Raw genomic sequence first — 19498 nt, 5'->3', positions numbered from 1 at the left:
CCCATGGCAACGCTTGAGATCCACGACCTGCACGTCTCCGTCGAGGCCGAGAACGGCCCCCGGGAGATCCTCAAGGGTGTCGACCTGACCGTGAAGCAGGGCGAGACCCACGCCATCATGGGCCCCAACGGCTCCGGCAAGTCCACCCTGGCCTACTCCCTCGCGGGCCACCCCAAGTACACGATCACCGGCGGCACCGTCACCCTCGACGGCGAGGACGTCCTGGAGATGTCCGTCGACGAGCGCGCCCGCGCCGGTGTCTTCCTCGCCATGCAGTACCCGGTCGAGGTCCCCGGCGTCTCGGTCTCCAACTTCCTGCGCACCTCCGCCACCGCCGTCCGCGGCGAGGCCCCCAAGCTGCGCACCTGGGTGAAGGAGGTCAAGGCCGCCATGGAGCAGCTCCAGATGGACCCGTCCTTCGCCGAGCGCAACGTCAACGAGGGCTTCTCCGGCGGTGAGAAGAAGCGCCACGAGATCCTCCAGCTGGAGCTGCTCAAGCCCAAGATCGCGATCCTGGACGAGACCGACTCCGGCCTGGACGTCGACGCCCTGCGCGTCGTCTCCGAGGGCGTCAACCGCGTCCGCGAGACCGGTGAGGTCGGCACCCTGCTGATCACTCACTACACGCGCATCCTGCGCTACATCAAGCCCGACTTCGTGCACGTGTTCGCGAACGGCCGCGTCGTCGAGTCCGGCGGCGCCGAGCTGGCCGACAAGCTGGAGAACGAGGGCTACGAGGCATATGTGAAGGGTGGCGTAAGCGCGTGACCATACTGCTGCCGGGCCTCCTCGACACCGAGGCGATCCGCAAGGACTTCCCGATCCTGGACCGCGTGGTCCACGACGGGAAGAAGCTCGTCTACCTGGACAACGCGGCGACCTCCCAGAAGCCGCGCCAGGTGCTCGATGTGCTCAACGAGCACTACGAGCGGCACAACGCCAACGTCCACCGCGGCGTGCACGTGCTCGCCGAGGAGGCCACGGCGCTGTATGAGGGCGCCCGCGACAAGATCGCCGCATTCGTCAACGCCCCCAGCCGCGACGAGGTGATCTTCACCAAGAACGCCTCGGAGTCCCTCAACCTCGTGGCGAACATGCTGGCCTGGGCCGACGAGCCCTACCGCGTGGACCACGAGACCGAGATCGTCATCACCGAGATGGAGCACCACTCCAACATCGTGCCGTGGCAGCTGCTCGCGCAGCGCTCGGGCGCGAAGCTGAAGTGGTTCGGCCTCACCGACGACGGCCGGCTGGACCTGTCGAACATCGACCAGGTCATCACCGAGAAGACCAAGGTCGTCTCGTTCGTGCTGGTCTCCAACATCCTGGGCACGCTCAACCCGGTCGAGGCGATCGTCCGCCGCGCCCAGGAGGTCGGCGCCCTGGTCGTCGTCGACGCCTCCCAGGCCGCCCCGCACATGCCGCTGGACGTCCAGGCCCTCCAGGCCGACTTCGTGGCCTTCACCGGCCACAAGATGTGCGGCCCCGACGGCATCGGCGTCCTGTGGGGCCGCCAGGAGCTGCTCGAGGACCTGCCGCCGTTCCTCGGCGGCGGCGAGATGATCGAGACCGTCTCGATGCACTCCTCGACCTACGCCCCGGCGCCGCACAAGTTCGAGGCGGGTACGCCTCCGATCGCCCAGGCCGTCGGCCTCGGCGCGGCGGTGGACTACCTCACCTCGATCGGCATGGAGAACATCGCCCGCCACGAGCACGCGATCACCGAGTACGCGATCCGCAGGCTCCAGGAGGTCCCGGACCTGCGCATCATCGGCCCCACCACGGCCGAGGACCGCGGTGCCGCCGTGTCCTTCACCCTCGGCGACATCCACCCCCACGACGTGGGCCAGGTGCTGGACGAGCAGGGCATCGCGGTACGCGTCGGCCACCACTGCGCGCGCCCCGTCTGCCTGCGGTACGGAATTCCCGCGACCACGCGGGCGTCGTTCTATCTGTACTCCACCCCCGGCGAGGTCGACGCCCTGGTCGAGGGCCTGGAGCACGTACGGAACTTCTTCGGCTGAGCGGACGAGGCAGCGGACAGTGAAGCTTGATTCGATGTACCAGGACGTGATCCTGGACCACTACAAGAATCCCCACGGCCGGGGCCTGCGGGACGGCGACGCCGAGGTGCACCACGTCAACCCGACGTGCGGTGACGAGATCACCCTGCGCGTGCGGATGGCCGGCGAGACCGTCGAGGACGTCTCCTACGAGGGCCAGGGCTGCTCCATCAGCCAGGCCAGCGCCTCGGTGCTCAACGAACTCCTGGTCGGCAAGGACCTCGGCGAGGCCCGGCGCATCCAGGAGACCTTCCTGGAGCTGATGCAGTCCAAGGGCCGCATCGAGCCGGACGACGCGATGGAGGAGGTGCTGGAGGACGCGGTCGCGTTCGCCGGCGTCTCCAAGTACCCGGCACGCGTGAAGTGTGCTCTGCTGAGCTGGATGGCGTGGAAGGACGCGACCGCCCAGGCGCTGGGCGAAGGCCCCGAAAGCACGGTAAGGAAGACCGCATGACCGACAAGGCAGACGTGACCACCACCAAGCCGGCCACGGAGGAGGAGGTCCGCGAGGCCCTCTACGACGTGGTCGACCCCGAGCTGGGCATCGACGTCGTCAACCTCGGCCTGATCTACGGCATCCACATCGACGACGCCAACATCGCCACCCTCGACATGACTCTGACGTCCGCGGCCTGCCCGCTGACCGACGTCATCGAGGACCAGGCGAAGTCGGCCACCGAGGGCATCGTGAACGAGCTCCGGATCAACTGGGTCTGGATGCCGCCGTGGGGCCCCGACAAGATCACGGACGAGGGCCGCGAGCAGCTCCGCGCGCTGGGCTTCAACGTCTGACGCGACCGGTACGTCCCCGGCAGCCCGCCTCCCGACCAGGTGTCAGGAGGCGGGCTGCTGCTGTGTGGCGCAGTGGATCCCGCCGCCGCCCTCGGCGAGCGTCGGGACGGCGACGGTGCGGACCTCGCGGCCCGGGTGGAGGGCGCCCAGCAGGGCGGCGGCCTCGTCGTCGGCGCGGCGGTCGCCGAAGCGGGGGACGATGACGGCGCCACCCGACCCTCCCGCCCCTCCCGCCAGGTAGTAGTTGACGTAGCTGCCGAGGAAGTCGGGTCCCCGGTCGCCCAGGGCGGCGGGGTCGGGCTCGGGCAGGTCGATGACCTCCAGCGCGCGGCCGTCGGCGTCCGTGGCGGCCTCCAGGGCGGTGCGGGCCCGCTCGTACACCCGCGTCCACACGTCGGGCCTCGCGTCGGCGGGCGGGCGGCTCAGGAGGACCGTGGCCGGCCCGGCGAAGCGGGCGAGGGCGTCGACGTGGCAGTCGGTGACGTCCTCGCCGCGCACGCCCTCCAGCCAGATCACCTTGCGCAGGCCCAGCAGGGCGGTGAGTGCGCGTTCGACGGCGTCGCGGGTCAGGCCCGGGTTGCGGTTGTCGTTGACCAGGGAGCTCTCGGTCGCCAGGAGGGTGCCGGCGCCGTCGGTCTCCAGGGAACCGCCCTCGGCGACGACCGGGGACTCGACGCGGGGGATGCCGAAGTGGTCCAGGAGACGGGAGGCGACCAGGCCGTCCCGGGCGTGCTCCTGCTTGCCGCCCCAGCCGTTGAAGCGGAAGTCCACGCCGCGCAGCCCGCCGTCCTCGCCGGTGACGAAGACCGGGCCGGTGTCGCGCAGCCACAGGTCGTCGACGGGCACGGGGAGGACGGCGGCCGCCGCACCGCAGGCCCGTCCGGCGTCCGCCGCGTCCTCGGGCGAGGCCAGCAGCACGACCGGCTCGTACTCCCCGATCGTCCGGGCGAGGGCGGCGACGTCCTCGCGCACGGCCGCGGTGGAGCGCCCCCACACCGAGCCGGCCGGCGGCCAGCCCAGGAAGGTCCGCTCGTGCGGCCGCGACTCGGACGGCAGGTGGTTCATCGTCGGGTCCCCCCTGGTCCGGCACGGCTCACTCGCACCCGAACGGTACCCGGGCCCGGGCGCCGGATCAGAGACCGCCGGTGAACAGCAGGCGGTTCGGGGTGCCCGCCTTGAGGTCGGTCACCACGTCCTTGGTGGACTGCTCGACCAGCCACTTGATCACGGCGTCCGAGGTGGCGCTGGGCGTGCGGGCCTTGTAGAGCGTCGCCACGCCCGTGACGTAGGGGGACGCCTGGGACGTGCCGCTCTTGGTGGCGGTGCCGCCGCCGGGCGCGGCCGAGACGATGTCCTCGCCGGGGGCGAGGATGCGGGCGCACGGACCGGAGTTGGAGAAGTCCGTCATCTGGTCCCTCTGGTTGGTGGCCCCCACCGCCAGGGCGGCCAGGGCGCCGGAGGGGGAGTGGTCGCAGGCGCTGTCGTTGTTGTTGCCGGCCGCGACCACGGGCAGCACGCCCTTGGCGGCGACGTTGCCGACGGCGGTGTCGATGGCGCGGGACGGGGGGCCGCTGAGCGAGGCGTTGACCACGGAGGCGGCCGGCGCGTTCGCGGCCACGTACTCGAAGGCGGCGGCGACCCGGGCGGCGGTCGTCCGGCCGGTGCAGTCGAGCACGCGGACGCTCACCAGCGTCGCCTTGCGGGCCACCCCGTAGGTCGCGCCCCCCACGACGCCCGCCACATGGGTGCCGTGGCCGCTGCCGGAGGGGCAGTCCTTGCCGTCGCCGCCCGAGGTGACGAGGTCGGTGCCGTTGCGGGCCCGGCCGCCGAACTCGGGGTGGCCGTAGTCGATGCCGGTGTCCACGATGTAGGCGGTGCCGCCCTCGCCGGTGGCGGCCTCGCTGAACTGGCCGTCGAGCGGCAGCCGGTGCTGGTCCACCCGGTCCAGGCCCCAGGACTGCGTCGGCGCCCGCGTCCGGGTGGCGGGCGCGTCGTCCTCGTCGGCCTGGGAGTAGACCGCGTCCTCTTCCACCGCCTCCACGTCGGACGCGCCGCGCACGGCCTCCAGCTGCTCGGGGGTGAGCGTCGCGGCGAAGCCGGTGAGAGCGTGGGTGTAGACGAAGTCCGGGACCACGCCCAGGCGGGAGGTCAGGGTGCGGGGGCTGGATCCCTTGCGCAGCGTGACGATGTAGTGGCCGGGCACGGGCTGGCCCGAGGTCTGCCGCAGCGGGGCGAGGCGGGCGGTGCTGTCGGGCCCGGGCGCGGGCTCGGCCGCGACGGCCGGCGCGGCGGCCAGCGGGAGGGCCAGCATCAGCGCGGCCGCGCAGAGCCGGTATCTCGGCGGTTTCATGCGGGATCCGTTCGAAGCGAGGGGGAGCGGTCGGCCGGGGAGCACACACGACGCGCTCCCCGGTGTCACCTCAATGGATATGTCGACTTTGATCCCGGTGGCCACGCGGGCTGCTCCGACCGGCTGGTGACGCTGGGCCATTCGCGTCGTTCCGGGCCGCCGGGCGTGAGAGGGCACCGGTTCGCCTTGGGAGGGCCCCGCCGGTTAGGTTTTCGGACATGACCGATGCTGTTGCCACCACCCCTGTCACCGGCGCCGTCGCCGCCGGTCTCGCCACGATCACCACGGACGGCACCGTCCTCGACACCTGGTACCCCGCCCCCGAGCTGGTCGCCGAGCCCGGTCCGGCAGGCACCGAGACGCTCACGGCCGAGCTGGCCGCCGAGCTGCTGGGCGAGGCCGCCGTCAAGGCCGTCGGCCCGGACCCCCGCCGGGGCGTCACCGTCGTGGCCGTCCGCACGGTCATCGCCTCGCTCGACGACAAGCCGCTCGACGCGCACGACGTCTACCTGCGTCTGCACCTGCTCTCGCACCGCCTGGTGCGGCCGCACGGGCAGAACCTGGACGGCGTGTTCGGCCTGCTCGCCAACGTCGCCTGGACCTCGATCGGCCCCGTCGCCGTCGACCACGTCGAGGCGGCGCGCCTGAACGCCCGCGCCGAGGGCCTGCACCTGTCGGTGACCAGCGTGGACAAGTTCCCCCGCATGACCGACTACGTCGTCCCCTCCGGCGTCCGCATCGCCGACGCCGACCGCGTCCGCCTCGGCGCCCACCTCGGTTCCGGCACCACCGTGATGCACGAGGGCTTCGTCAACTTCAACGCCGGCACGCTCGGCACCTCCATGGTCGAGGGCCGCATCAGCGCGGGCGTCGTGGTCGGCGACGGCACCGACATCGGTGGCGGCGCCTCCACCATGGGCACCCTCTCCGGCGGCGGCAAGCAGATCATCTCCATCGGGGAGCGCTGCCTGCTGGGCGCCGAGTCCGGCATCGGCATCGCGCTCGGCGACGAGTGCGTCGTCGAGGCCGGCCTGTACGTCACCGCCGGCACCCGCGTCACCCTGCCCGACGGCGAGGTCGTCAAGGCCCTGGAACTCTCCGGCGCCGACAACATCCTCTTCCGCCGCAACTCCACCACCGGCGCCGTCGAGGCCCGCCCCTACAAGAGCAGCTGGGGCGGTCTCAACGAGGTGCTGCACAGCCACAACTGACCGGTGACCGGGAGGGCCGCACCCCCTGGGGGTGCGGCCCTCCCGGCGTTCGCGCGCGGCGCTACAGGCCCAGCTCCGCACGCGCCGCCAGCAGCGCCCGGGTGCGCTCGGCGGACGCCGGCCGCAGGGGCGCCCGCACCGGGCCGCCGGGCAGGCCCAGCGCGCCCAGCAGGGCCTTGGCCGTGACGGTGCCGGGCAGGCCCGCGGCCATCATCAGCTCCACCAGCGGCAGCGTGCGCTGGTGGAGCCGCGCCGCCTCCTCGTTCGCGCCGCGGTCGTAGGCGTCCAGGACGGCGGCGACCGCCGGGCCGGCGACGTTGGCGACCGTGCTGACGTAGCCGACGCCGCCCACCGCCCGCAGCGGAAGGTTCAGTTCCTCCGAGCCGGAGTAGTAGGCGAGACCGGTCGCGGCGATCACCTTCGCGCTGCCGAGCAGGTCGTACGCGCAGTCCTTGACCCCGGCGACCCGCGGGTGCTCGGCCACCCGGAGCATGGTGTCGGGTTCGACGCGCGTGCCGGTGCGGCCCGGGATGTCGTACAGCATCACCGGCAGCCCGGTCGCGTCGGCGACCGTGCGGAAGTGCTCGGCGACGTCCTCCTGGGGCGGCCTGCTGTAGTACGGGGTGACCACCAGCAGCCCGTGCGCCCCGGCCTTCTCGGCGGCCCGGGCCAGCTCCACGGTGTGCGCGGTGCTCGCCGAGCCGACGCCGGCCGTGATCCGCGCGCGGTCTCCCACGGCCTCGACGACGGCCGCGACGAGCGCGCTCTTCTCCGCGTCGCTCGTCGTCGGCGACTCGCCGGTGGTGCCGCTCAGCACGAGCCCGTCGCAACCCCCCTCGCACACGAGGTGGTCGGCCAGGCGCTGTGCGCCGTCCAGGTCGAGCGCCCCGTCCGGGGTGAAGGGGGTGACCATCGCGCAGACGGTACGGCCGAAGGGGCTGGTGGGCGGCATGGGGTCACACTCCGGAATCGGTACCGGGGCCGCGGACACGGCCCCGACCGGATTCTGGGCTCCTTCGACCGTACAGGTCTATTTAATTGTTGTGCCCGAATTCCCTAAGCAGGGCTACAGCTTCGGGGTCAGGGGCGCCAGCGCAGCACCTGGGGGTCGTGGTCGCTCGCCTGGTCGGCGAACTCCGCGTTGATGTGGACGATGTCGTAGTCGACGCGGCCGATGTGGCGGCTGGTCAGCATGTGGTCCAGGACCTGGGAGTTGCCCTGGTAGACGTAGCCGTACCGTTCCTTCTTCGGCAGCCTGTCGACCTGGTCCGTCAGGACGCAGCCCGCGGTGAGGGCCTTCAGGGCGGGCGAGAACTGGTAGTCGTTGAGGTCGCCGGCGACGATGACGTTCGCGTGCTTGTCGGCCGCGAGGAGCTGCTTCACGAAGCCGTTGACGAGCTGCGCCTGCTGGGTGCGCTGGATCTCCGACGAGCGCGCCGGCGGCTGGAAGCGGCTGTCGAGGCCCTGGTCGCCGCCCTTGGAGTTGAAGTGGTTGGCGACCACGAAGACGTCCCGGCCCCGGAAGGAGAACTGGCCGGCCAGCGGCTTGCGGCTGTTCGTCCACGCCGCGTCGGCCGGGGCCACGCGGCCCGGGGAGGCGGACAGCGCCGCCTTGCCGTTCTCCCGGGTGACCTTGACGGGCGTGGTGGCGTCGCCGCCCGGGACGTCCTTGAACGAGACGCGCGCGGGGTTGAAGAGGAAGGCGGTGCGGATGTTGCCGCCCGGCTGGCCGCCGTCCTGGTTGTTGACGGGGCTGATCTGCCGCCACTGGTAGGCCGGGCCGCCCGCCGCGGCGATCGCGTCGGTCAGCTTCTTCAGCGTCTGCCCGGCGTCCACGACGCCGTCGTTCACCGTGCCGTCGTCGTCCTGGACCTCCTCGAGCGCGACGACGTCGGGCGAGGCGAGGTTGGTCACGAGCGCGGCCGCCAGGCGGTCGAACTTGGCCTGCGGCGTCTTGGGGGAGAGGTTCTCCACGTTGTACGTGGCGACGGCAAGCTCGTCGGACCGCTGCTTGCGCGTGGTCTCACGGGCGAGCTCGTGGTCGGCGAGGGTGCCCAGCTCGGTGGCCTGGAGGGTGTAGCCGCCGAAGTTGTCGTAGTCCAGCGGGCCGGCGGTGGTGCCGGTCAGCGCGTCCCCCACGTCGGCGACCGGGAAGGGGTGCTGGGCGAAGGGGATCAGCGAGGCGACCTTCACCCGGGCGGAGTTGGGGTCGTCGTACGCGCCGTAGAGCGTGCCGCCGCGCCGGGTGCGGTCGTGCCGGGGGTCGGCGGTGACCCACAGCTCCTTGTGCTCGTTGGTGGCCCCGACGACGGCGGCGTCGCGCACCTCGACCCGCATGCCCTCCAGGGACTCGTAGCGGTCCAGGGCGTACCGGCCGGGCTTGAGCGGCAGCTTCTCGATGGAGCCGCCGTGCGCGTCCGGCGCGTAGCGGGCGGGGACGGCCGAGGACGTCAGCCGCACCGCGGCGGGCAGGGGGTTGCCGGAGGAGCGGACGGTCCAGGTGGCCTTGGTCAGCTGGGTGACGGACTGGAGCCCCGCGGCCTCGCCGCCGGGGTAGTACTCGCCCACCGTGCCCGACACGAGAACGGAGTCGCCGGGGGCGACGGCCGGCGTGGTCGTCCCCGTGAAGACGAAGACGCCCTCGCTGGTCGCCGCGTCGTGGTCGGGGTCCGGGTCCTGGAACCAGAAGCCGCGCGCCGAGCCGAAGGCCTTGACGGCCGTCACCACGCCCGGTACGTCCCGCACCTGCTGCCCGGCGAGCGGCGACACGCGGGTGGTGCCCTGGATGTCGTGGATCCGCACCCCGGATCCGTCGGCGGCGCTCGCGGACTGGGCGGGGGTCACGAGCCCCGCCGCGAGCGCGCCGGCTATGAGGAAACCGGTGGCGGTGGTGCGTCTGTGCGCGGGGCGGTCGGTGGGCAGCACAAAGGCCTCCGTGAGGAGTGGTGAGGGGTGGGGCCGAGCGGTGGTGCGCCGGTGACACCGGTGGTGGAGCGGTCGCCGGGTCACACGGTGGAGCAAAGATGGATCAAGGTGGTGCGGAGGTGATTACAGGCCGTCGCGGGACGATGCGCAATCTACGCGCGTCAATCTGTTGTCTGAGCACCGGAGTTGTCAAGGGTTGTCGCGTGGACGGCGGCGGTACGGCCGCGGCGGGTTCGTGAACCGGGCGGAGGAGGAGGAATCCCGTCTAGGGTGGTGCACTGCGCGCTTGATCCACCGACGCGGCCCGGTGTGGCCGTCACCACGAGGAGATGACTCCCCTGATGTCCTCTGACCGCCCGACCATGCCGCCGGTGCGGCTCCCCTCCGACGCGGAGCTGGCCCGCGACGCGCTGTCCGCGCCGCTGTTCGCCCGCGCCGCGAAGCTCGCCCGCTGGGCCGGCGAGGGCACCCCGGTCGGCGCGGGCGGCGAGCTGCTCGCCGGTCAACTGGCCACCGCCACCGGCCTGCTCGGCCTGGAGGGCGACGAGGACGGTCCCGCGTACGCGGCGGAGGCGTGGCAGCTCGCGCTCGACACGGGCCTGGTGGAGTTCACCGAGGGCGAGGAGGCGGCCGACGCGGACGCCGACCAGCCCTCCGGGACCGCCGTGGCCGGCGAGGAGCTGGCCACCCTCACCTCCGGCAGCCCCCAGGACGTCCTGGAGCTCTGGCTCGCCGGCCTGGAGACCGTGCTGGCCGACGCCGCCACCCCGGACCTGGGGGACCTGGTCGAGCAGCTGACGGACTCCGCCGACGGGCAGCTCGACCTCGACTCGATCGACTGGAACCCCGAGGAGGAGGCCGACTTCCTCGACGGCATCCTCGGCAACCTCTACCTGCTGACCGCCCTCGACGAGGGCTCCGCCGAGCGGCCCGTACCGCTGCCCGCGCTCGCCGCGTCCATGATCGTCCCCGATGACATGGACGAGCCCACGGACGAGGTCCTCGAAGAGGTCTCCGACGCGATGATGCGCCTGGACGACCAGTTCCGGATGCTCGCGCCGACCGGCCTGGTGACGTACCGGCCCGTCGACGAGGAGCTCATCGAGGTCGTCGACGGCGAGGGCCACATCCGCGAGTCCGTCGACGGCCTGGCCTCCGACCTCCCCGAGGACGAGGACGTCTCCCGCTACGGCCTGGTCGGTCTGACCCCGCTCGGCGTCTTCGCCGTGCGCTCGCGGATGCTGGACGCGGGCGTGGACGCCCCGGCCGTCGGCGACCTCGCGGAGGCCGGCGCGGACGCGCTCCTCGCCGCGCTGCCCCACCACCCCCCGTCCGCCGTCCACACCGAGACCGAGCTGTGGCTGGCCCGCCGGAGCCCGCTGGAGGCGGCCCGCGAGCTGCTCGCCGCCGCGCGCGGCTCGGACGAGGCCGCGCCGGGCCGCCGCCTGGTCTGCCAGCAGACGCTGTCCCTGCTGGGCGCCGAGGCGGAGCCCGCCCTGCGCGAGGTCCTCGACGACCCCGAGCTCGGCGGCCTCGCCCGCGTGTGGCTCGCCGAGCACGGCGCCGCGGACATCCCCGAGCCGGGCGAGGCCATGGTCTTCTGGCTCACCGTCGACACGATCGCCGCGCAACTGGCCGTGGAGGGGGACTCGGAGGAGCTCCGCGGCCTGGTGGAGGCCCTGGCCGGCCGCCACAGCGGCTTCTTCGAGACCGCGTGGCGGGTGGACCACCCGGCGACCGCGGAGGTCCTGGAGGCGATGGGCCGCCTCCACCCCGACAAGAAGCTCGCCAAGCAGGCCCGCAAGGCGGCCTTCAAGGCCCGCTCCAGGGGCTGAGGGCGGGGCGGTCCGCCGGCCGCGCGGAAACCGGAGCCGGCCGGGGGCCGCCCGCCGGGGCGTGTTCATCCTCCGTTCTCCGGGGGACGGAAGGGTGAGGGAAGGCTTCGAGCCGTCCGCCCGTTTCCGGACCCTGGAGAAGACGCCCATGTCCCTCAGCCGAAGAGAGTTCGCCAAGCGATCCGCCGCCACCGGCGCGGGGGTGGCCCTCGCCGGCAGCGTCGGCGTGCTGGCCAGCGCGCCCGGTGCGCTGGCCGCCCAGCCGGGCGCCGGGAGGCCGCCCGGGTACGGGCCGCTGCTGGCCGACCCGGCCGGCCTCCTCGCGCTGCCCGCCGGGTTCACGTACCGCGTCGTCACCCGCACCGGCGTCACCAGGCTGGAGTCGGGCGAGTCCACCCCCTCGAACCACGACGGCACGGCCGCCTTCGCCGGACGGCGGGGAACGACCCTGCTCGTCAACAACCACGAGCTGAAGGGCCCCCGCGCGAACTGGCCGCACCCCGTGCCGCTCGCCGACGGCCTGGTGTACGACCCGGCGGCCGCGGGCGGTTGCACGGTCGTCGAGGTCGCGCCGCACGGCGACCACGTCGCCGAATGGGTCGGCATAGCCGGCACGTCCACCAACTGCGCGGGCGGCACAACGCCCTGGGGCACCTGGCTGACCTGCGAGGAGACCGAGGACAAGGCCGGCCAGAACGGCATGACCAAGGACCACGGCTACGTCTTCGAGGTCGATCCCCACGACCGGCGGGCGGCCCGCCACCCCAAGCCGGTCAAGGCCCTCGGCCGGTACGCCCACGAAGCCGTCGTCGTGGACCCGGACCCGGCCCGCGGCCACCTCTACCTGACCGAGGACGCCGCCGGTCCCAACGGGCTGTTCTACCGCTGGGTCCCGCCGCACGGCTTCCGGCACGGGCGGGGCCGGCTGCGCGCCCTGGCCGACGACGCGGGCGTGCTCCAGGCGTTCACGTGCTACGACTCCGGCGGCCGGTTCGTCGACGACCTCTCGCGCGCCACCCACACGGGCACCGTCTACGGCGTGGACTGGACGACGGTGCCCGACCGCGACGCGCGGACGACTTCCGTGCGCAGGCAGTTCCACGACGGCGAGGTCACCCGGGCCCGCAAGCTGGAGGGCATGTGGTGGGGCGACGGCGGCGTGTACGTCGTGGCGTCGTTCGCCCGGGAGGAGAGCCCGGTGCGGCACGACGGGCAGGTGTGGTTCTACGACCCCCGCCGCCGCACCCTGACCCTGAAGGTCCTGCTGGGCGTCAACCCGCACCCCGAGCGTGACGGCGCCTTCGACGGGCCGGACAACATCACGGTCTCCCCGCACGGCGGGCTGGTGATCGCCGAGGACGGCGAGGGCGTCCAGCACCTCTTCGGCGCGCTCGACGACGGCCGTACGTACCCGATCGCGCGCAACGAGCTCAACATCGGGACGCCCCAGAAGCCGGAGTACAGCGAGTTCACCGGGGTGACCTTCGCGCCGGACGGGCGCACCCTCTTCGCCAACATCCAGGAGCCGGGCATCATGCTCGCGATCACCGGCCCGTGGCGCCGCCCGTGACGGGGGTGACGGCGTCCCGGGAATCCCCGCGGCGGCAGCGCGTTGACGTGTAGGTGACCGTTCCGTTCTCCGTACTGGACCGCTCCCGCACCCGGCAGGGGCGGGAGCCGGGCGAGGCCCTGCGCGACACCGTCGCCTTCGCGCGGGAGGCCGAGGCGCTCGGCTACCACCGCTTCTGGGTGTCGGAGCACCACAGTGTGCCCGGCGTCGCGGGCTCGGCGCCGACCGTGCTCGCGGCGGCGGTGGCGGGGGCGACCTCGCGGATCCGGGTCGGCACCGGCGGCGTGATGCTGCCCAACCACCGCACCCTGGTCGTCGCCGAGCAGTTCGGGGTGCTGGAGTCGCTCTTCCCCGGCCGGATCGACATGGGTCTGGGCCGTTCCGTGGGGTTCACCGACGGGATCCGGCGGGCGCTGGGCGCGGACAAGGACGCCATGGGGGACTTCGGCGCCCAGCTGGCGGAGCTCGCGGCGTACTTCACCGACGGCCCCAGGCCCCATCCGCAGGTGCACGCCCGCCCGGCGGAGGGCCTGCGGGTGCCCATGTTCGTCCTCGCCAACGAGTCGGGCGCCGAGCGGGCCGCCGAGGCCGGGGCGGCCCTGGTGATCGGGGGTCTGAAGGGCGAGGACGCGATGCTCGCCGCCATCGAGCGCTACCGCGCCGCCTTCCGGCCCTCGGCCGGCTGGCCCCGGCCCCATGTGATGGTCGCGGGGAACGTCGCCGTGGCGGAGACGAGCGAGGCGGCCCGGCGGCTGCTGGTGCCGGAGGCGTGGTCGCTGGCGTACTCCCGGACGCACGGCGTCTTCCCGCCGCTCCTCGCGGCCGAGGAGATCGAGGAACTGCCGATGACGGAGAAGGAGCGGGGCTTCTACGAAGCCGGGCTGCGCGGCCACATCCACGGCACGCAGGAGGAGGTGGGCGCGGCCCTGGCGGCCCTGGTGGGGCGCACCGGGGCGGACGAGGTGCTGGTGACCACCAGTTCGTTCGACAGGGCGGCGCTGCTGGACTCCTACCGGCGCCTGGCCGCACTGGCGGGACCGCCGGAGCGGCCCCGCCGCGTCGCCGCGCCGGCGGCTACAGCGCCTGCGCCGCGGGCTTGACCAGGTCCCGGACCGTCTTCGCCTTGACGTACTCGCCCATGGCCGTCATCTCCCACTCGCCGGTGAACTGGCGGATGAACTTGCACATGAGCACGCCGGTCTTCGGCTCCGAGCCGGTGAGGTCGAAGCGTACGAGCTCCTCGCCGGTCTGGGCGTCCAGCAGGCGGCAGTAGGCCTTGGCGACGTCCGTGAACTTCTGGCCGTTGAACGAGCTGACGGTGAAGACCAGGCCCGTCACCTCCGGCGGCAGACCGCCCATGTGCACGGTGATCGTCTCGTCGTCGCCGGAGCCCTCGCCGGTGAGGTTGTCCCCCGAGTGCTGGATGGTGCCGTTCAGGATCTGCAGACGGCCGAAGTAACAGGCGTCGATCATGTTGCGGTCGGGGCCGTAGGCGATGACCGAGGCGTCGAGGTCGATGGCCGCGCTGTTCCAGGCCGGCTCCCAGCCGAGGCCCATCTTCACGGAGCGTGTCAGCGGCTGTCCGCCCTTGACCAGCGAGACCGTCTCGTTCTTGCGGAGGCTCACCTTGCCCTTGTCGAGGCTGATCTTCCCCGGGACGGCGGGCGGCGCGGCGGGCGCCGGGGGAGCGGCGGCCGGCATGGGCGGGGCCGCGGGGAAGACCGTCGCGGGCGCGGGGGGCGCCGGGGTGGCGGGGGCGGCGGCGGGCTGGGCCGGGGCGGGCTCCTCCACGCTCACGCCGAAGTCCGTGGCGATGCCGGCCAGGCCGTCGGCGTAACCCTGGCCGACCGCGCGGACCTTCCAGGCGCCGTTGCGCCGGTAGACCTCGACGATCACCAGCGCCGTCTCCGCGCCCAGCTGGGGCGGGGTGAACGCGGCGATCACGGCGCCGTCGTCCGCGCCGCGCACGGTGGCGGTCGGCTCGGTGCCGGCGAAGGTGGTGCCGGCGGCGTCCAGGCTGGCCGTGACCACGATCTTCTCGATGCCGGCCGGGACGGCGGACGTGTCGACGGTGATCGCGTCGGGGGAGCCGGCGGAGGCGGCCCGGTGGGTCACGCCGGGGCCGTGGGGCTGGTTGTAGAAGACGAAGTCGTCGTCGGAGCGCACCTTGCCGTCGGCGGTGAGCAGCAGGCCCGAGACGTCGAGCCGCACCGGAGCGGTGACGTCCACCGTCACCCGGGCGACGGAGAGCGGAAGGTTCGAGCCGGGGGTCATAGCGGTCATGTCCCGGATAACGAGCCGCCCGGCTTTACGGTTCCATGACCCGGGGACCGAATCTGGCCAGGAATATTCGAACGAAAGTCTAGGCTTATCTCCTCCGTCACAAGATTTTCGATCTTTACAGGGGAGGACACGTGTCGGAGGGCATCGTGGCGCAGGGCACCGTCGCCGAGGGGTTTGAGGCGGTGCGCGCGGAGTTCGAGGCCACGCTGAACGAGGAGCGGGCCGGGCACTCCGCACAGCTCGCCGCGTACGCCGACGGACAGCTGGTCGTGGACCTGTGGGGAGGGCCCGGCATGGCGGGGGACTCGCTGACCGGTGTCTTCTCCTCCACCAAGGGCGCGGCCCACCTCGTCGTCGCCCTGCTGGTGCAGGAGGGCGTGCTGGAGCTGGACCGGAAGGTCGCCTCCTACTGGCCGGAGTTCGCAGCCGAGGGCAAGGGGGACATCACCCTGCGGGAGCTGCTCGCGCACCGGGCGGGCCTGGTCGGCGTGGAGGGCGGCTTCACGGCCGAGGAGCTGGCGGACGACCGCGCGATCGCCGCGCGCCTGGCCGCCGAGCGGCCCTACTGGCGCCCGGGCGCCGGCTTCGGCTACCACGCCTACGTCATCGGCGCCCTCACCGGCGAGGTCGTCCTGCGTGCCACCGGGCAGACCATGCAGGAGGTCTACGAGGCGCGGATCCGCGCCCCCCACGGCCTCGACCTCTACATGGGCCTGCCGGAGGACCAGGAGCACCGCGTGCTCGACGCCCAGCCGATGGACCCCACCCCCGAGCAGAAGCGCGCCCTGGCGGAGGGGCAGGCGGGGCCGCAGAGCCTGCACGGCTTGGCCTTCAACCTCAACCACCCGCACCCCACCGACCTGCAGTCCCTGCCCAACTCCCGTGCCGTGCGCGCCGCCGGCCCCGCCTCCGTCGGCGGCGTCGGCTCCGCGCGCGGCCTCGCGCGGATGTACGCGGCAGCGGTGAGCGGGCTGGACGGGAAGGCGCCGCTGCTTGCGCCCCGCACGATCGCGGAGTTCTCCCAGGTGCACTCGGCGGGCCAGGACCTGGTGTTCGGCCAGCCCAACTCCTTCGCCCTGGGCTTCGCCGCCACCTCGCAGCTCTACCGCTTCCTCGGGGCCCGCTCCTTCGGCCACAGCGGCGCCGCCGGCTCGCAGGCGTTCGCCGACCCGGGCGCCGGTCTCGCCTTCGGCTACAACCGCCGCCGCTTCGCCTTCCCGGGCGGCGCCGCCCCCGAGGCGGCCCGCCTGGCGAAGGCCGTGTGGGAGGCCGTGACGGGGCGCTGAGCCGCCGCGCCTTCGCGGCCGCCGGGCGGGCTCGCACCGAGCCCGCCCGGCGGCGCGGGGGACGGAATATCCCGCGCGGCTCACCGCGGCGACACGAACCCGCATTCGTACGCCGCGATGACCGCCTGGGTGCGGTCGCGCACCCCCAGCTTGGCCAGCACGCCCGCCACGTGCGTCTTGACGGTCGCGGCCCCCAGCGCCATCCGCTGCGCGATCTCCGCGTTCGACAGGCCGCGCGTCATCAGCCGCAGCACCTCCGCCTCCCGCTCGGACAGCCGGGCGCGCAGCCGCTCGGCCTCCGCGCGGGAGGCCCGTTCCTGGCCGTAGGCGGCGGCCAGGGCCCGCACGGCCGAGGGGAACAGCAGCGAGTCGCTGCCGGCCACCATCCGCACCGCCTGCACCAGTTCGTCCGCGCCCGCGCGCTTGAGCAGGAAGCCGCAGGCACCGGCGCGCAGCGCGTCGTAGACGTAGGCGTCGTTCTCGAAGGTCGTGACGACGATGACGCGCGGCGGCTCGGCCATGCCCGCCACGATGCGCTCCGTCGCGCGGATGCCGTCGACCTCCGGCATGCGGACGTCCATCAGCACGATGTCCGGGCGCAGCTCCCGGACCAGGGACACCGCCTCCGCGCCCGTGGCCGCCTCGCCCACGACCTGAAGGTCCGGCTCGGCGCCCAGGATGGCGCGCAGGGCGGTGCGCACCATCCGCTCGTCGTCCGCGAGCACGATCCGCACCGGCGGCGGGGCGGCCGTCACCGGGCGCCGCCCGCGAGCGGCAGCCGCACGGTCAGCCGCCACACGCCCTCGTACGCGCCCGCGGTGGCGGTGCCGCGCAGCAGCCGGGCCCGCTCGGCTATGCCGGGCAGCCCGCGGCCTCCGCCGGACGGGCGGTGCGCGGGCACGGCACCGGGGCTCAACGGATTCTCCAAGGCGACCTCCAAGTCGTCGTCGAGCAGGGCGATCCGCAGGCGCACGGGGACCTGTCCCGCGTGGCGCAGGGCGTTGCCGAGCCCTTCCTGAACGATCCGGTACGCCTCGCGGGAGACGACCGGGGGCACCCGCTCCAGGGAGGCGGGCGCGGTGAGCGTGACCGTGCAGCCCGCCGCCCGCGTGCGGTCCAGCAGGGCGTCCAGGCCGGCGAGGGTCGGCGCGGGAGCGGTGGCGGCGGACCCCTCCTCGCGCAGCAGCCCCAGGACGGTGTCGAGTTCGCCGACCGCCTCGCGGGTCGTCTCCTCGATCGCGGCCAGCGCCTGCCGGGCGAACTCCGGGTCCGCGTCGAGGAGCCGGCGGGCGGCGCTCGCCTGGAGCGTCACGGCGCTGAGCGCGTGGCCGACCGAGTCGTGCAGCTCGCGCGCGAGACGGTTGCGCAGGGCCAGGCGCAGGGCGTGCTGCTCGGCGGCCGCCAGCCGGTCGGCGGCCGTGGGCCCCAGCAGGACGGGCGCGCAGCGCGCCAGCACCTCCCCAGCCGCCCAGGACGTGCCGAAGACCAGGCCCAGCAGGGCGAGCCCGGCCACGGGGGCCGCCATCGTCCACGGGCCCAGGCGTCCGAGCGCGTACGGCGCGTCGGAGCCGCCGGGGGCGCCGGTGACCGGCAGGAGGATCAGCAGCACCGCGAAGGGCGGCGCCGCCAGCGACATCCCGCTGACGACGCCGCCCGTCAGCAGGTGCAGGGTGTACCAGGCGGCCGTGCGTCCCCGCGCCGCCCAGGTCCTGCTCGGCCCGGTGGCCAGCGCGTTCCGTGGCACCCCGCACAGCGCCCGCGCCGCCCCGCCCTCCAGGGGCCGTACGAGCGGGTGCAGGGCCGTGATCGCCGCCGGGACCAGCGCGATGGCGAAGGTGACGAACTGCCACAGCAGGGAGAGCGGGAAGATGCCGTTCGTGCGCTCCTCCCCGAGCATCGACACCACCGTGCCCGCCAGCAGGTAGTACGGCATCAACAGCGCCCCGCCCAGCAGCAGGTGCACCCAGCGCAGCCGCGCCCGGTGCCCCAGCAGGGCGACGGCCGCGCTCCGCAGGGCGCCCGTCACGGGGTGCGGGCGGCGGCCCGCCCGGAGAAGAAGCGGGCGCCGGCTCCCAGGACCAGCAATCCGATGATCATCTGGACAGCGTAGGTGACGAGCATCAGCGGTGTCGCCGCCTGGTCGCCGCCCTGTCCGCCGACCGCGGAGGCGAGGAGCAGCCAGCCGCCCCAGCAGCCGACCGCCGCCGAACCGGCCCCCGCGAGCAGCAGCGGCAACCACAGGGGCGTCCGCGCCGGCACCCACGCCCGGGCGAAGCGCGGCAGGAGCCGCTCGGGCCGGGCGAGCAGCAGCACGACACCCACCACGGTCGCGCCCGCGTACAGCACCCAGGCCGCGTCCTGCACGGCGGCCTCGGCGTCGTACTGCCGGCCCAGGGCCCCCGACAGCCCCGACCGGTGGCCGGTCGCCCACATCAGGTGCACCGTGATGGGCATTGCCGCCAGCAGGGCCGCCGCCACCACCGCGATCCGCTGTCCGCGTCCCGGCAGCCGGCCCGCCGGCTCGCCCGCCAGCCCCCGCCACAGATGTGCCCACCGCTCGCGGGCGTACAGCACGAACAGGGCCCCCAGGGCCAGGCCCTGGACGATGAACCCCGGGTAGACCACGAAGTAGACCCACTCGTCGAGGAACGGCCGCTCGCCCGGGGTGCGTTCACCGCTCGCGAAGCCCGTCACCCGCAGCACGACCTGGGCCGGGAAGCCCGCCATGATGGGCGTCAGCAGGCCCGCCGCGGCCCACATCGGCAGGGCGAGCAGCCACGACGGCACGCGCCTGCCCCACGGCCGGCTCAGCAGCAGCGCCAGGACGACGACGCAGGCGTCCATCAGCACCGTGGCCGCGTTCACCACCCTCATCGTCGTTTCGTGGGCGAGCAGCACGCTGCCCTCGGGGATGCCGACCCGGCTGCCGGCGATCCAGGCCGCCTTGAGCGAGAGGTAGGGCACGCAGGCGGCGACGGCGACGGTCCGCAGGGTCCGGCGGGCGGTGGCGCGGTCGTCCCCGGCGACGGGGGAGGGGGTGGGTGTCGTACGGCTCATGTGGCCAGCCTCCCGCGCCCCGGGGCCGGCCACCTCGGCCCCGGTGGGGAACCGCCTCCCCCGCAGGGCGGAGCCGCCCCTCCTCCTCACCCGCCCCCACCCGGCGGCCGGTGATCCGCCGCGGGT

17 protein-coding genes are annotated in these 19498 nt (G+C 73.7%); 9 read left to right on the top strand and 8 right to left on the bottom strand.

Going from position 1 to position 19498, the window contains the following annotated elements:
• Nucleotides 1–3 precede the first annotated feature (3 nt).
• From sufC to CYQ11_RS07000, 4 genes are read left to right on the top strand one after another with little or no spacing between them, the layout of a single operon-like run.
• Nucleotides 4–768: a Fe-S cluster assembly ATPase SufC gene (gene sufC, locus CYQ11_RS07015; RefSeq protein ID WP_099201933.1), complete on the top strand. Its 765-nt coding sequence runs from the start codon at nucleotides 4–6 to the stop codon at nucleotides 766–768.
• Between the two features lie 2 nt (nucleotides 769–770).
• Entirely contained in the window at nucleotides 771–2024 is a 1254-nt protein-coding gene (locus tag CYQ11_RS07010) for a cysteine desulfurase (protein WP_099202009.1), read from the top strand.
• A gap of 19 nt (nucleotides 2025–2043) precedes the next feature.
• Complete coding sequence (gene sufU / locus CYQ11_RS07005; RefSeq protein ID WP_099201934.1) at nucleotides 2044–2517, top strand: Fe-S cluster assembly sulfur transfer protein SufU; 474 nt, start codon at nucleotides 2044–2046, stop codon at nucleotides 2515–2517.
• Entirely contained in the window at nucleotides 2514–2855 is a 342-nt protein-coding gene (locus tag CYQ11_RS07000) for a metal-sulfur cluster assembly factor (protein ID WP_099201935.1), read from the top strand. Before sufU ends, CYQ11_RS07000 begins: the two co-directional genes overlap by 4 nt.
• A 42-nt stretch (nucleotides 2856–2897) precedes the next feature.
• Here CYQ11_RS07000 and CYQ11_RS06995 read toward each other — a convergent pair whose 3' ends face one another.
• Both CYQ11_RS06995 and CYQ11_RS06990 read right to left on the bottom strand, forming a co-directional pair.
• Complete coding sequence (locus CYQ11_RS06995; RefSeq protein WP_099201936.1) at nucleotides 2898–3920, bottom strand: agmatine deiminase family protein; 1023 nt, start codon at nucleotides 3918–3920, stop codon at nucleotides 2898–2900.
• 67 nt (nucleotides 3921–3987) lie between these two features.
• Entirely contained in the window at nucleotides 3988–5205 is a 1218-nt protein-coding gene (locus tag CYQ11_RS06990; protein ID WP_099201937.1) for a S8 family peptidase, read from the bottom strand.
• Between the two features lie 218 nt (nucleotides 5206–5423).
• On the opposite strand from CYQ11_RS06990, the gene dapD reads away from it, so the two are divergent.
• Nucleotides 5424–6416, top strand: a complete 993-nt coding sequence (dapD, locus tag CYQ11_RS06985; protein ID WP_099201938.1) for a 2,3,4,5-tetrahydropyridine-2,6-dicarboxylate N-succinyltransferase — start codon at nucleotides 5424–5426, stop codon at nucleotides 6414–6416.
• A gap of 61 nt (nucleotides 6417–6477) precedes the next feature.
• Here dapD and dapA read toward each other — a convergent pair whose 3' ends face one another.
• Nucleotides 6478–7368, bottom strand: coding sequence for a 4-hydroxy-tetrahydrodipicolinate synthase (gene dapA / locus CYQ11_RS06980; RefSeq protein ID WP_099201939.1), 891 nt, complete (start codon nucleotides 7366–7368; stop codon nucleotides 6478–6480).
• Nucleotides 7369–7496: 128 nt separating this feature from the next.
• Nucleotides 7497–9338 carry a DUF8508 domain-containing protein gene (locus CYQ11_RS06975; RefSeq protein ID WP_099202010.1) on the bottom strand — a complete coding sequence of 614 codons (1842 nt, stop codon included), beginning with the start codon at nucleotides 9336–9338 and terminating at the stop codon, nucleotides 7497–7499.
• Between the two features lie 344 nt (nucleotides 9339–9682).
• Between CYQ11_RS06975 and CYQ11_RS06970 the strand changes: the two genes are divergently transcribed.
• From CYQ11_RS06970 to CYQ11_RS06960, 3 genes are all read left to right on the top strand, one after another.
• A complete protein-coding gene (locus CYQ11_RS06970) occupies nucleotides 9683–11176 on the top strand; it encodes a hypothetical protein (RefSeq protein ID WP_099201940.1) in 1494 nt (497 codons plus the stop codon).
• A gap of 148 nt (nucleotides 11177–11324) precedes the next feature.
• Nucleotides 11325–12746: an alkaline phosphatase PhoX gene (locus tag CYQ11_RS06965; RefSeq protein WP_099202011.1), complete on the top strand. Its 1422-nt coding sequence runs from the start codon at nucleotides 11325–11327 to the stop codon at nucleotides 12744–12746.
• A gap of 53 nt (nucleotides 12747–12799) precedes the next feature.
• Complete coding sequence (locus tag CYQ11_RS06960) at nucleotides 12800–13846, top strand: LLM class flavin-dependent oxidoreductase (RefSeq protein ID WP_099201941.1); 1047 nt, start codon at nucleotides 12800–12802, stop codon at nucleotides 13844–13846.
• On the opposite strand, the gene CYQ11_RS06955 is transcribed toward CYQ11_RS06960, so the two are convergent.
• Nucleotides 13821–15020, bottom strand: a complete 1200-nt coding sequence (locus tag CYQ11_RS06955) for a TerD family protein (RefSeq protein ID WP_099201942.1) — start codon at nucleotides 15018–15020, stop codon at nucleotides 13821–13823. The genes CYQ11_RS06960 and CYQ11_RS06955 overlap by 26 nt on opposite strands.
• Nucleotides 15021–15160: 140 nt before the next feature.
• Between CYQ11_RS06955 and CYQ11_RS06950 the strand changes: the two genes are divergently transcribed.
• Nucleotides 15161–16315 (top strand): serine hydrolase domain-containing protein, encoded by a 1155-nt coding sequence (locus CYQ11_RS06950; RefSeq protein WP_099201943.1) that lies wholly within the window; start codon nucleotides 15161–15163, stop codon nucleotides 16313–16315.
• A gap of 80 nt (nucleotides 16316–16395) precedes the next feature.
• Here CYQ11_RS06950 and CYQ11_RS06945 read toward each other — a convergent pair whose 3' ends face one another.
• From CYQ11_RS06945 to CYQ11_RS29440, 3 genes are read right to left on the bottom strand one after another with little or no spacing between them, the layout of a single operon-like run.
• Entirely contained in the window at nucleotides 16396–17070 is a 675-nt protein-coding gene (locus tag CYQ11_RS06945) for a response regulator (protein ID WP_099202012.1), read from the bottom strand.
• Nucleotides 17067–18341 (bottom strand): sensor histidine kinase, encoded by a 1275-nt coding sequence (locus CYQ11_RS06940; protein ID WP_240003640.1) that lies wholly within the window; start codon nucleotides 18339–18341, stop codon nucleotides 17067–17069. The genes CYQ11_RS06945 and CYQ11_RS06940 overlap by 4 nt, the downstream gene beginning before the upstream one ends.
• Entirely contained in the window at nucleotides 18338–19372 is a 1035-nt protein-coding gene (locus CYQ11_RS29440; RefSeq protein WP_099201944.1) for a hypothetical protein, read from the bottom strand. The genes CYQ11_RS06940 and CYQ11_RS29440 overlap by 4 nt, the downstream gene beginning before the upstream one ends.
• Nucleotides 19373–19498 lie beyond the last annotated feature (126 nt).

The organism is Streptomyces cinnamoneus (genome assembly GCF_002939475.1).
Taxonomy (GTDB): domain Bacteria; phylum Actinomycetota; class Actinomycetes; order Streptomycetales; family Streptomycetaceae; genus Streptomyces; species Streptomyces cinnamoneus_A.
The sequence above is the reverse complement of the archived record's forward strand: the minus strand, read 5'-3'. Positions and strand labels throughout refer to the sequence as shown.